The 13234-nt window shown below is 72.7% G+C and carries 9 protein-coding genes; 4 read left to right on the top strand and 5 right to left on the bottom strand.

All coding sequences use genetic code 11. The features are described from left to right. Positions 1-127 precede the first annotated feature (127 nt). Positions 128-1192, top strand: coding sequence for a helix-turn-helix domain-containing protein (locus ABZW32_RS06275; protein ID WP_356211858.1), 1065 nt, complete (start codon positions 128-130; stop codon positions 1190-1192). Positions 1193-1240: 48 nt separating this feature from the next. Here ABZW32_RS06275 and ABZW32_RS06270 read toward each other — a convergent pair whose 3' ends face one another. The 4 genes from ABZW32_RS06270 to ABZW32_RS06255 form a co-directional block, all read right to left on the bottom strand. Continuing rightward, positions 1241-3166, bottom strand: coding sequence for an ABC transporter permease (locus ABZW32_RS06270; RefSeq protein WP_356211855.1), 1926 nt, complete (start codon positions 3164-3166; stop codon positions 1241-1243). 130 nt (positions 3167-3296) lie between these two features. After that, complete coding sequence (gene modA, locus ABZW32_RS06265) at positions 3297-4118, bottom strand: molybdate ABC transporter substrate-binding protein (RefSeq protein ID WP_356211852.1); 822 nt, start codon at positions 4116-4118, stop codon at positions 3297-3299. Positions 4119-4207: 89 nt separating this feature from the next. Further along, positions 4208-4615 carry a helix-turn-helix transcriptional regulator gene (locus tag ABZW32_RS06260; protein WP_356211849.1) on the bottom strand — a complete coding sequence of 136 codons (408 nt, stop codon included), beginning with the start codon at positions 4613-4615 and terminating at the stop codon, positions 4208-4210. Positions 4616-4753: 138 nt separating this feature from the next. Beyond that, complete coding sequence (locus tag ABZW32_RS06255; RefSeq protein ID WP_356211846.1) at positions 4754-5176, bottom strand: MarR family transcriptional regulator; 423 nt, start codon at positions 5174-5176, stop codon at positions 4754-4756. A 175-nt stretch (positions 5177-5351) separates the two neighbouring features. Between ABZW32_RS06255 and eno the strand changes: the two genes are divergently transcribed. Next, positions 5352-6659 (top strand): phosphopyruvate hydratase, encoded by a 1308-nt coding sequence (eno, locus tag ABZW32_RS06250; RefSeq protein ID WP_356211843.1) that lies wholly within the window; start codon positions 5352-5354, stop codon positions 6657-6659. Between the two features lie 85 nt (positions 6660-6744). Here the strand turns inward: eno and ABZW32_RS06245 are convergent, their stop codons facing one another. Further along, positions 6745-7716: a winged helix-turn-helix domain-containing protein gene (locus ABZW32_RS06245; protein ID WP_356211840.1), complete on the bottom strand. Its 972-nt coding sequence runs from the start codon at positions 7714-7716 to the stop codon at positions 6745-6747. 56 nt (positions 7717-7772) lie between these two features. Here ABZW32_RS06245 and ABZW32_RS06240 point away from each other — a divergent pair, with 56 nt between their 5' ends. After that, positions 7773-8558, top strand: a complete 786-nt coding sequence (locus tag ABZW32_RS06240) for a class I SAM-dependent methyltransferase (protein WP_356211837.1) — start codon at positions 7773-7775, stop codon at positions 8556-8558. 220 nt (positions 8559-8778) lie between these two features. Beyond that, complete coding sequence (locus tag ABZW32_RS06235) at positions 8779-13038, top strand: bifunctional nitrate reductase/sulfite reductase flavoprotein subunit alpha (protein ID WP_356211834.1); 4260 nt, start codon at positions 8779-8781, stop codon at positions 13036-13038. Positions 13039-13234 lie beyond the last annotated feature (196 nt).

Here is a 13234-nt window from a genome sequence, read left to right as displayed (position 1 = left end):
CACTGCCGGACACCAGCAGTCTTTACGGCATCTTGATGCCGAATGCAGGCTGAAGGTGACGGTCTGCCAACCTTGACCGCTGTACGTCAAGAACGCGCGGGCAGCGCATCAGGATGCAGGAGATTCCGTGGCAGGGCGGGAAATACCCGAGGACTATCTCGACGGCTTCGTCGGGATCCTCACCGAGGTCTGCGGGACCGGCCGTCGGCTCACGCGCGAAGAGCTGGAGTCGCGCCGGGCGGTGGGCGAGCGGGCCGCCGAGGCCGGTTTCGGGCTTCGGCCCCTGGTCCGCCAGTACCTCTCGACGACCCGTACCGCCTGTCCCGACCTGCCCCGCGCACCCGTCGACCGGGTACTCGCCGCCGTCGAGCAGGTGGTCGACGCACTCGCCGAAGGCCACGAGCGGGCGCAGTTGGCGGCCGTACGGAAGGAGGAGGCGGCCCGGAGGGAGTTCATCGACGACCTCCTGTACGGCCGCAGCAGCGACCCCGGGCGTCTCGCCGAGCGCGCGGAACGGTTCGGGCTGCTGCTCTCCCACACGCACGCGGTCGCGGTCGCCGAGGGGCCGCAGGTGTACGACGACGTCCACCCGGCGGTCCGACGGGTCGAGCGGGCGCTCGTGGGACGGTTCGGGAACCGGCGCATCCTGCTCACCACCAAGGAGGGCCGCCTCGTCTGCGTGGCTCCGGCCGACCAGGACGACGTCCTCGTGTACTTCGCCGAGCAGGCGCACGCGGGTTCCGACGGCGGCCGGGTGGCCATCGGCCGCCCGCACGCGGGCGCGGGCGGAGTCGTCCACTCCTACGAGGAGGCGCTGAACGCGCTCGAACTGGCCGGCCGCATGAGCCTGGACGACCGGGTGCTGCGCGCCTGCGACCTGCTGGTGTACCCGGTCCTGACGCGGGACCGGCAGGCCATGGCCGATCTGGTGCTGAGCACGCTCGGGCCGTTGACGCGGTCGCGGGGCGGGGCGGGCCCGATGCTCGACACGCTGATCGCCTATTTCGACTCCGGCTGCAATGCGACCGAAGCGGCGCGGCGGCTGAGCCTGAGCGTGCGGGCGTTCACCTACCGCCTGGAGCGGATCCACCGGTTCACCGGCGCCGACCCGGCCGACCCGGCCCACCGCTACACGCTCCAGACGGCCGTCATCGGCGCCCGCCTCCTCGACTGGCCCGCCAAGGACCTGTGACCTCGCCGAGGGGCCGCCCAGCCTGCCGCCGGGCCCTCCGGACCGGGTTCAGAGTTCGACGAGGGTGATCTCCGTGGCCTTGAGGCCGGCCCAGATGCCGGTGCCGTCGGCGAGGGCGAGCTCGGTCGCGGCCTGGGGGGTGATCTCGGCGATGAGGTCCGGGGTCCGGTCCGAGGTGATCAGGATGCGCAGGCGGCTGCCGACGACGGTGATCTCGCGGACGGTGCCGGGCCACGCGTTGCGGGGGCTGCCGGTGGGCTTGTCGCGGTGGAGGGAGACGGACTCGGGGGCGATGATCGCCAGTGCCCTGGCGCCTTCGGGGAGCGGGTCGGCGGCGACCAGGATGCCGCCGGTCGCGAGGACGAGGCCTTCGCGGGTGGCGGTGCAGGGCCAGGCGTTGCGGCCGAGCATGCGGGCCACCCATGGGGAGCGGGGGTGGCGGGTGACCTCGGCGGGCGGGGCGTCCTGGAGGGTGCGGCCGTCGGCGAGGACGAGGACCCGGTCGGCGAGCGAGACGGCCTCGACCGGGTCGTGGGTGACGATGAGGCAGACCCCGCCGAAACCGGCGAGGTGGCGGCGCAGGGTGTGGCGTACGTGGGCGCGCGTGGTCTGGTCGAGGGCCGCGAGGGGTTCGTCGAGGAGCAGCAGGCGGGGACGGGCCGCGAGGGCGCGGGCGAGGGCGACGCGCTGGGCCTGGCCGCCGGAGAGTTCGGCGGGCTTGCGGTGGGCGAGGTGGCCGACTCCGAGCCGGTCGAGCCAGCGCCGGGCCTCCGTGCGGGCCTCGGCCTTCGGCATGCCGTGTGCGCGGAGCCCGTAGGCGGTGTTGGCGAGGGCGTTCAGGTGCGGGAAGAGCGCGCCGTCCTGCGGGACCCAGGCGACCTGCCGTTTGTGCGGGGGCAGGGCGGTCACGTCGAGGTCGCCGAGCCTGAGTTCGGCGTGGGCGCGCGGGGTCAGGCCGAGGAGGGCCCGGAGCAGGGTGGTCTTGCCGGCGCCGTTCTCGCCGACGACGGCGATGGTGGTGCCCGGTTCGGCGTCGAGGGTGAGCTCGTTGAAGCCGGTCACCTCCGCGTGCAGCGGCCAGGGCTCGGTCTGTTCCAGGGGGGCGGGCGGTTCGGTGGTGGCCAGGACCGGGGCGGCCGGCTCCGGCTTGGCGGTGGCGGTGCGGGGGCGGCCGATCGCGCCGGTCCAGCGGCCGCGCAGGGCGACCAGGACGCCCATGGCGATCGCCAGCAGGAGCAGGGAGACGGAGGTGGCGGCCTCGGGGGCGTCCTGGAGGAGCAGGTAGACCTGGAGCGGCAGGGTCTGGGTCTCGCCCGGCAGGTTCCCCGCGAAGGTGATCGTGGCACCGAACTCGCCGAGCGCACGGGCCCACGCGAGGGCCGCCCCGGCGGCGAGACCGGGGGCGACCATCGGGAGGGTGACGGTGAAGAACACCCGGACGGGCGAGGCGCCGAGGGAGGAGGCCGTCTCCTCGTAGGTGGGCTTGAGGCCCGCGAGGGTGCCCTCCAGGCTGATGATGAGGAACGGCATCGCGACGAAGGTCGCGGCCAGGACCGCGCCGGAGGTGTGGAACGGGAAGACGATCCCGAAGGTGTCCTCCAGCCAGGGGCCGAGCAGTCCACGCCGTCCGAAGCCGAGGAGGAGGGCGACACCGCCGACGGTCGGGGGCAGCACCATCGGCAGCAGGACCAGGGACCGTACGAGGGTCTTGCCGGGAAACTCCACCCGGGCGAGCAGCCATGCCAGGGGCACGCCCAGGACCAGGGAGAGGCCGAGCGCGGCGAAGGAGACGATCAGCGACAGCTTGAGCGCCTCGACCACGCCGGGACTGGTCAGGTGCGTGGCGAGTTCGCTCCACTGGGTGCGTACCAGGATGCCGATCAGGGGCAGCAGCAGGAACGCGATGGCCAGCAGCGCGGGCAGCGCGAGGGCGAGGGAGGGGCGGGTGCCGGATATCCGGCGGCCACGGAGCATGAGGGGCGGTCCTCGGCGGGAGTCGGGGCGGTGCGCGGGGAACGGCCGGGGCGCGGGGAACAGCCGAGGGCGCGGTGAACGGCCGGGGGTCGCGCGCGGGCGGCCCCGATCGGCGTGCCGGCCGGGCCGGCTACGGCTTCTGGAAGCCCGCGTCCTGGAGGTACTTCTGGCCCTCGGGGCCGGAGAGCCAGGTCACGAAGGCGTCGGCCGCGGCGCGGTTCTTCGAGCCGTTGAGGGAGGCGGCCGGGTAGGAGGCGACGGCGTTCTGGTCGTCGGGGATGTCCACGGCGGCGACCTTGTCCTTGGCACTGGCGGCGTCCGTCTTGTAGACGAGGCCGGCGTCGGCCTCGCCGAGCTCGACCTTGGACAGGACGGCGCGCACGTTGGGCTCCTGGGATACCGGCTTCACGTCGATCTTCTGGGCGTCGAGGATCTGCTGGGAGTAGCGGCCGGCCGGGACCTCGGGTGCGGCGAGCACGACCTTGACCTTGGGGTCGGCGAGGTCCTTCAGATTGTCGATCTTGTAGGGGTTCCCCTTGCCGGTGGCGATGACCAGACGGTTCTTCGCGATGACCTTCGGGTCGTTCGTGTCGCCCTTCAGCCCGTCCATGGTCTTGGTGTCGGCCGTGACGAGTACGTCGGCGGGCGCGCCCTGCTTGACCTGGGCGGCCAGCTCCTGCGAACCGGCGAAGGAGAAGGTGACCTTCGTGCCCGGGTGCGCCTTCTCGTACGCGGCGCCCGCCGCCTTGAAGACGTCGGTGAGGGAGGCCGCGGCCAGGACCGTCAGGTTCGCCTTCGCGATCCCCGACTCGGAGCTGCCGGTGCTCGCGGTGCTCGCGGAGCTCGTGGCGTCCTTGCCGTCGTTGCCCGAGCAGGCGGCCAGCACCGGGATCAGGAGCGCACCGGCGAGGAGGCCGGCGGCGGTGCGGCGGGTGGTGAGGATGCGGGGCATGGTCGCTGGTTCTCCTGGGACTGAAGGGGAACCGGCCCGCGAGCGGGGCGGGCCGGATACCGCGCGGAAAGGCCGGAGGGACTGCCCGGTCAGGTCCGGTCGATGTGCACGCTCGTGGATTTCACGCGGGCCGTGGCCCGCATTCCGACCTCCAGTCCCATTTCCTCGACGGATTCCCGGGTCAGCAGGGAGACCAGCCGGTGGGGGCCCGCCTGGATTTCCACCTGGGCGGCCACGTCACCGAGCTTGACGGCGGTGATGATGCCGGGGAAGGAGTTCCGGACGGAGCTGTGGACCGGCTCGTCGCCGTCCTGGAGGCGCTGCGCGAGACCGACGGCGAACGCCGCCAGGTCCCGTCCGTCGATGAGGCGGCGCCCCGAGCCTTCGCGGCCTCCTTCCCGGTGGGTGGGGACCTTGCCGGCGTCGGCCCAGCGGCGTGCGGTGTCGGGGCTCACGCCGAGCAGACGTGCGGCCTGACCCACGGTGTAGTGCTGCATGTGCGACACGTTAGGGAGGGAAAGCGCGCATCTGCAATGTGACCATGCCTCTGCATATCAGAGGCAGATCCGACAAGGCGAGCCGAAAGCCATGCCGGTCATTCACCTGGCGTATGAAACCGGCTCTCCGACGGCGCCCTACCGCGTGGCGAGCCGCTCCAGCAGGGCGGCGCTCCGGGCCAGCAGCGTCCGCTCGTCATCCGTGAGCTCGGCCTCGATGGCCTGGGCGAGCCAGCCGGCCCTGCGGCCGCGCTCGGCTTCGAGGGCGGTCCGTCCCGCGTCCGACAGCTCGACCAGTGACTTGCGGCCGTCCGTGGGATGCGCCCGGCGCGTGATCAGGTCCTGCTCCATGAGCAGCCCCACCGCCCGGGCCATCGACTGGGGGCGTACGCGCTGATCGGCGGCGAGGTCGCTGGTGGTCATGGCGCCGTTGCGGTCGAGCGCGCCGAGCACGGCGGCCTGGCCCAGCGGGATGCGGTCCTCGTTCTTGACGCGTCGGGTGAGCTTGCCCATCGCGGTGCGCAGTTCTGCGGCGATGGCGGCGGCTTCCGAGGTGGGCATACGGCACTTTACCCCGCTGTACAGCCATGCTGCGCACCTGACCTGCACAGCAATGCTGTACAGCAATGCTGTGCAGCAAAACTGCACAGCATTGCTGTATGGTTTGGGCTCGTCGGACCCAGCGCCAGCGCTGTCGCAGCCCGGGTCCGGCACATGACAACGGGGAGGAACCACCATGTCCGCACAGGCAGCCGGGGCCGTCGACGCCCGCATCGAGACCGTCACCGCACGCCGGATCATCGACAGCCGGGGCAACCCCACGGTCGAGGTCGACGTCGTCCTCACGGACGGGTCCCTGGGGCGCGCGGCCGTCCCCTCCGGCGCCTCCACCGGCGCCCGGGAGGCCGTGGAACTGCGCGACGGAGACTCCGCGCGCTGGCACGGCAAGGGCGTCGACCGCGCGGTCGCCCACGTCAACGGGGAGATCGCGGCGGCCGTGCGCGGCCGGGAGGCGGCGGACCAGGCGGGTCTCGATGCCGCGCTGATCGACCTCGACGGCACCGCCACGAAGTCGCGGCTCGGCGCCAACGCGATCCTCGGCGTCTCCCTCGCCACCGCCAAGGCCGCCGCGGCGGCCCACCGCCTGCCCCTCTACCGCTACCTCGGCGGCGCCGACGCCCACCTCCTGCCGCTGCCGATGATGAACATCGTCAACGGCGGTGCCCACGCCGACAATCCGCTGGACTTCCAGGAGTTCATGATCGCGCCCGTGGGCGCCGACACCTTCGCCGAAGCCGTCCGCATGGGCAGCGAGGTCTTCCACACCCTGCGCCGCGACCTGCTGGCCGCCGGACACTCCACGGGCGTCGGCGACGAGGGCGGCTTCGCGCCCGCGCTGCGCACCGCCGAGGAGGCGCTCGACTTCGTGGTGGCCGCCATCGAGCGCACCGGCTACCGCCCGGGCACGGACATCGGCCTGATCATGGACCCGGCGTCGTCGGAGTTCTTCCGCGACGGGGTGTACGACTACGCCGGCGAGGGGGTGCGCCGCACCCCCTCCGAGAACGCCGACTACCTGGCCAAGCTCATCGACGCCTACCCGATCGTGTCCGTCGAGGACCCGATGGCCGAGAACGACCTGGACGGCTGGCGCGAGCTGACCGCCCGCGTCGGCGACCGCTGCCAGCTCACCGGCGACGACGTGTTCTGCACCAACGAGACGCTGCTGCGCGAGGGCATCCGCACCGGCGTCGGCAACTCGATCCTGGTCAAGGTCAACCAGATCGGGACCCTGACCGAGGCCCTGTCCGCGGTGGCCACGGCCCACGAGGCGGGCTGGACTGCCGTCATGTCGCACCGCTCGGGCGAGACGGAGGACACCACCATCGCGGATCTGGCGGTGGCGACCGGCTGCGGCCAGATCAAGACCGGCTCGCTCTCCCGCTCCGACCGCACGGCGAAGTACAACCAACTGATCCGGATCGAAGAGGAACTGGGCGACTCGGCACGCTACGCGGGCCGCTCCGCACTGCGCCGGGCGTGACCGGCGGGCGACCGTAGCGACCGCGCGGGCCCCCGATCACGGTCGGGGGCCCGCGCGCGTACCGGGAAGGGCCCGGCGCGACGCGTCACGTCACCAGCCGGTCTCCGAGGGGGCTGCGCAGATAGAGCACGAGGTGTCCGTGCCGGGCCCGGGTGACCAGTCCCGCGCGGTGGAGGACACCGAGGTGCCGGCTCACCGCGCCGGGGCTGACGCCCAGCCGTTGGGCCAGCTCCGTGGTGCTCGCCGGTTCGGAGAGAAGAGCGATGATGCGCGCTCGGGTACGGCCGAGCAGGTCTGCCAGGGCGGTCGGCGGGGCGGTCGTGCCGGCGTGCCAGACCGTGCCGAGGCCACGGGCGGGATACCAGATCCGGGGAGGCAGGGCGAGGTCGACGACCGTGACGGCGTGATCGCAGAACAGGGAGGGCGTGAACGCCACCCCGCGTCCGTCGGCGCCCAGTTCGTGCCGCTCGGCGGGAAAGGCGTCCACGCTCAGAGTGCCCGTGCCCGCGTGCCACCGCACGCCGGGGTCGATGTCGTCGAAGAGCACGCCGGCTCCCCCGTCGGCGAGGCGACGCCCCCGATGGAGGATGTCGGCGCGCAGCACGGCGTGCATGCGCGGCCAGTGCGGTGCGATGACCAGGAGCCAGTAGGTGTGCAGGGCATCCGCGATCTTCCGCAGGAGGCCGAGGGGGTCGGTGTGCGCCTGCCGCAGAAGGGGGTGCAGGGGACGGCCGTGGGCGCTCTGGAGGAGTTCGCGCGTGACGCGCCGGGCCGGTGTGGAGCGCAGGGCGGTGAACTCGTCGTCGATGTCGGCGCTCGGCGTCGGGGGGTGGGGTGTCAGGAAATCGGGGATGAGCCGGGTGGGGCCGACCAACGCCTGCAGCAGGGCCCAGTCGACGTGCCGGATCAGTGGGGCGGACTGCCGGAGCAGTGGTTGGTGCAGGGCGTACCGCGCGGGGCTGCGCCAGGCGCGCAGGCTCTGGACGGTTTCCTGCAGGGGCGAGCAGGCGAAGCGGACCGACGCCAGATCGTCCACATCGAGCCGGAGCAGCAACATTTGACCCACACTAAATCTCTCGCCCCGCCGGTGGCCGGGCTGGTGGGATCCGCCGTATGACTGCTGCTGCTGACGGGCACCCCCCGTCGACTCCGACGTACGACCGCATCGGCCCGGGATACCGCGGCATCCGGCGGCCGGACCCCCGTCTGTCGGCTCTGATCCACCGGGCACTGGCCGGGGCGCGCACCGTCGTCAACGTCGGTGCGGGTACCGGGTCCTATGAGCCGGCCGACGCCGAGGTGACCGCGGTCGACCCCTCGCAGGTCATGCTCGATCAGCACCCCGGCCGGCGAAGGATCCTGGCGGCGGCGGAGGACCTGCCGTTCGAGGGGGACGCGTTCGACGCCGCCATGGCGGTGATGACGGTGCACCACTGGCCCGACGTGCGTCGTGGCCTGCGGGAGATGCGCCGCGTCTCCCGCAGGCAGGTCGTCTTCACCTGGGATCCGCACCACCTGACCGAGCTGTGGCTGATCGAGGAGTACCTCCCGGAGATCCGGCAGCTGGAGCACAGCCGCTTCACTCCCCTCTCGACGGTGGTGGAAGCGCTCGGCGTTCACACGGTGCTGCCGTTCCCCGTCCCGCACGACTTCACCGACGGCTTCCAGATCGCGTACTGGAGGCGTCCGGAGTTCTATCTCGACCCCGTCGTCCGCCGGGCGAGCTCGACGTTCGCCCTGCTTCCCGCGTCCGTGGTCGAACCGGCGATCGCGAGACTGCGGGCGGACCTGGCTTCGGGGGCCTGGCACCGCCGCCACGCCGACCTGTCTGCCCGGGACAGCGTCGACTACGGCTACCGCCTGCTCGTCGCGGGGGAAGGCCGTACCGGTACGACGTGACACGGTCGGTGGAGCGCCGCACAGGGCGCCGGCGACCGCCGGGGCGCTCACACCGGCGGAGCGGGCGATGTGCGGGCCGGTTTACACACGGCACCCGCGGGGCGTGATCGCCCGGTAATGCGGTCTTCCTAGGGTCTTGGCCGTGGGGATCTCCCCACTCCTGCCGCGGCTCACCCCGCTCGCGCGGGGCGAGGACGGTGGCCCTGGGGAAGGAGTCTCGGTGACGACGCCGGATGCGAAGGCGGAGAGCGTACGGACGGTCTGCTCGTACTGCGGAGTCGGCTGCGGCATCCTGCTCGGCATCGGCCGCGACCCCGCCACCGGCCGGCGGACCGTCGAGAAGACCTCCGGGGACAGGAACCACCCGACGAACTTCGGGCGCCTCTGCACGAAGGGCTCGACCAGCGCCGACATGATGGCCGCCGCCGGGCGGGCCGCCACGGCGCTGGTCCGCGCCGAGCGCGGCGCCGAGCCCGTGGAGACGCACGTGGACTCGGCGATCACCGCCGTCGCCGGGCGGCTGCGTACGATCCTCGACGAGCACGGCCCCGACGCGCTGTCGTTCTACGTCTCCGGGCAGATGTCGCTGGAGGCGCAGTACCTGGCGAACAAGCTGGCGAAGGGGTTCGTGCGGACGAACCAGATCGAGTCCAACTCCCGCCTGTGCATGGCCAGCGCCGGCTCCGGCTACAAGCTCTCGCTCGGCGCGGACGGACCCCCCGGCTCCTACCGGGACTTCGACCGGGCCGACGCCTTCTTCGTGATCGGCGCGAACATGGCCGACTGCCATCCGATCCTGTTCCTGCGGATGATGGACCGGGTCAAGGCGTCCGGCGCGAAGCTGATCGTCGTCGACCCGCGCCGCAACGCCACCGCGGACAAGGCCGACCTGTTCCTGCGGATCAAACCGGGAACGGACCTGGCCCTGCTGAACGGGCTGCTGCACCTGCTGGTGGAGAACGGGCACACGGACGAGACGTTCATCGCCGAGTTCACGGACGGCTGGGAGGAGATGCCCGGCTTCCTGGCGGACTACCCGCCGGCGAGGGTCGCCGAGATCACCGGGATACCGGAAGCGGACATCCGGCGGGCCGCGCGGTGGATCGGCGAGGCCGGTGAGTGGATGAGCTGCTGGACCATGGGGCTCAACCAGTCCACGCACGGCACCTGGAACACCAACGCCCTGGTCAACCTCCACCTCGCCACCGGGGCGATCTGCCGCCCCGGCTCCGGCCCCTTCTCGCTGACCGGCCAGCCGAACGCGATGGGCGGCCGGGAGATGGGCTACATGGGCCCGGGGCTGCCCGGCCAGCGGTCCGTCCTCGTGGACGAGGAGCGCGCCTTCGTCGAGGAGCTGTGGGGCATCGAGGCCGGAACGCTGCGCACCGAGGTGGGGCGCGGGACGGTGGAGATGTTCGAGCGGATGGCCGCCGGCGACATCAAGGCGTGCTGGATCATGTGCACCAACCCGGTCGCCTCGGTCGCCAACCGCGCGTCCGTCATCGCCGGCCTGGAGGCCGCCGACCTGGTCATCACCCAGGACGTGTTCGCCGAGACGGAGACGAACGCGTACGCCGACGTGGTGCTGCCCGCCACGCTGTGGGCGGAGTCCGACGGCGTCATGGTCAACTCGGAGCGGAACCTCACCCTCGTCCAGGGCGTCGTCGATCCGCCCGGGCAGGCGCTGCCGGACTGGCAGCTGATCGCCCGCGTCGCCCGCGCGATGGGCTTCACCGAAGCCTTCGCCCACGCGAGCGCCGAGGAGGTCTTCGACGAGCTCAAGCAGGCCTGGAACCCGAAGACCGGCTGGGACCTGCGCGGCGTCGGATACCGTCGCCTGCGCGCGACCCCCGTCCAGTGGCCGGCCCCGTCCGAGGACGGCGACGACCGCAACCCGATCCGCTACCTCAACGACGGCGTCAGCCAGAGCCTCCTGGAACGCGCGGACGGGACCCGGCCCCGGCTGGCCTTCCCCACGGCCACCGGCCGCGCCCGGTTCTTCGGGCGTCCCCACCTGCCCGCCTCCGAACTCCCCGACGACGAGCATCCGTTCGTGCTGAACACCGGCCGTCTGCAGCACCAGTGGCACACCCTCACCAAGACCGGCAAGGTGGCCAGGCTCAACAAGCTGAACCCGGGGCCGTTCATCGAGCTCCATCCCGAGGACGCCGCCGCGATGGGTGCCGAGGACGGGGACCACATCGAGGTCGCCTCCCGGCGCGGTCGCGCCGTCCTGCCCGCCGTCGTCACCGACCGCGTACGTCCGGGGAACTGCTTCGCGCCGTTCCACTGGAACGACCTGTTCGGGGAGTACCTCAGCATCAACGCCGTGACCAACGACGCCGTCGACCCGGTCTCGTTCCAGCCCGAGTTCAAGGCCTGCGCCGTGGCGCTGCGCGTGGTGGCCGCCAGGGAGCCCGAGGAGGCCGTCGCCGTGCCCGCACCCGCCACCCCGTCCGTCCCCTTCATCCCCTCCATACCCTCCGTCGCGCCCGTTCCGGCGCAGCAGTCGCGGGCCGGAGGCACGGCCACGGCCGTGTCCGCCCTCGCCGCCCTCTTCGGCCTCACCGACCTCACCGGACCGGCCCTGGAGGAGCCGGAGCGCACGTACCTCTCCGGATACCTGTCGGGCGTCGCCCTGGCACCGCCCGGCGGCGTCCCGGTACTGCCGGCGGCCGCGCCCTTCGCCCCGGCGACCGCGCGGTGGGTGGACGGCGTGCTGGCCGGCATGTTCTCCCGCGCGGACACGGCCACCACGCCCTCCGCCCCCGCCTCCCCCGAAGGCGTCACGGCCCGGAAGCTCATCGTGCTGTGGGCCTCGCAGACCGGCAACGCCGAGGAGTTCGCCGCCGGCGCGGCCGCCCGCCTCACCGAGACCGGCCACGCCCCGGCCCTGCTCTCCATGGCCGACGTCACCCCCGCGCAGCTCACTCCCGACAGCGACCTGCTGATCGTCACCAGCACCTTCGGCGACGGCGACAGTCCCGACAACGGCACCGGCTTCTGGCAGGGGCTCGCCGCCCCCGACGCCGCCCGGCTGGACGGCCTGCGCTACGCCGTGCTGGCGTTCGGCGACTCCGGCTACGACGACTTCTGCGGCCACGGCCGCCGCCTGGACGAACGCCTCGCGGAACTCGGCGCCACCCGCCTGCACCCCCGCACCGACTGCGAACCCGACCACGACGAAGCCTCCGGGCAGTGGCTCGACCGGGTCACCGCCGCCCTCGACGCCTCGGCCGACCGGCAGCCGGCGACGGCATCCGCCGCCTCCGCGGCGGTCGTCACCACAGGTGCGGCGGCGCCTGCGCCGACGGGGTCCGTGGCCGCACCGGCCGCCGTGCGGCCCGCCGCGTCCGGCAGCTACTCCAAAGCCGCTCCGTTCGCGACCCTGCTGATCGGGAACCGGCTGCTCAGTCTGCCCGGATCACAGAAGGAGGTGCGGCAGTTCGCCTTCGACACCCGCGACGGCGAGCTCGCCTACCAGCCCGGAGACGCACTCGGCGTCTGGCCGGCCAACGGCTCGGGCCTCGTGGCGGAATGGCTCGCCCTCACCGGCCTCGACCCCGACGAGGGCGTCGCCTTCCCGGACGGTGCGCACCTCCCCCTCCGCGAGGCCCTGCGGACCCGCTTCGACATCGCCCGCATCACCCCGGAACTCCTCAGGTTCGTCGCCGCCCGCACCGGGGAGCGGGACCTCCAACGGCTGCTGCGCCCGGACAACAAGGGCGAGCTGGCCAAATGGAGCTGGGGACGGCAGGCCGCCGACGTCATCGGCGCCTTCCCCGTCCGGGCCTCCACCGCCGAGTGGACCGGCGTCCTCAAACGGCTCCAGCCCCGCCTGTACTCCATCGCCTCCAGCCCGCTCGCGCACCCGGGGGAGGTCCGCCTGACGGTGTCCGTCGTCCGCTACACCAACGACAGGGGCCGGGACCGCATGGGCGTCTGCTCCACCTATCTGGCGGACTGCGCCGACGACGGTCCCGTGCAGGTGTTCGTCCAGCGATCGCCGCACTTCCGCCCGCCCGCCGGATCCGCCACACCCATGATCATGGTCGGCCCGGGTACCGGGGTCGCACCGTTCATCGGGTTCCTCGAAGACCGCCTGGCGAAGGGGCACACCGGCCCCAACTGGCTGTTCTTCGGCGAGCAGCGCGAGGCCACCGACTTCTACCACCGTGAGACGCTCGCGGCCTTCCGCTCCTCCGGCCACCTCGACCGGCTCGACGTCGCCTTCTCGCGCGATCAGCGCAACAAGATCTACGTACAGGACCGGATGCGCGAGCACGGCCCGCGTCTGTGGCGGTGGCTGCGGGACGGCGCGCACTTCTACGTGTGCGGCGACGCCGGCCGGATGGCCAAGGACGTGGACCGGGCCCTGCACGAGATCGTCGCGGCGCACGGCGGCATGGACGAGGATGCGGCCGCCGCGTACGTCCGGCAGATGGCCGGCGACAAACGCTACGTCCGCGACGTCTACTGACCGGCCCCGCCCGGGCCGCCTCCGTGCGCCCGCGCCCCGCGACCGGACCGCGTTCGACGGGCGGGACCCGCGTCAATGGTGCGGAACGAGGACCTCACCCCCGGCTGCCGCCCCGCAGCCGCCGGGCCCCGGGGGTGGTGCGGAGTCGCTCGCACGATGACGGGCGGTCCGGGGCCGGTCCGTCGGGCAGCCGCCG

The sequence above is a fragment of the Streptomyces sp. NPDC004667 genome (genome assembly GCF_040609475.1).
In the GTDB taxonomy this organism is placed as follows: Bacteria; Actinomycetota; Actinomycetes; order Streptomycetales; family Streptomycetaceae; genus Streptomyces.
The sequence above is the reverse complement of the archived record's forward strand: the minus strand, read 5'-3'. Positions and strand labels throughout refer to the sequence as shown.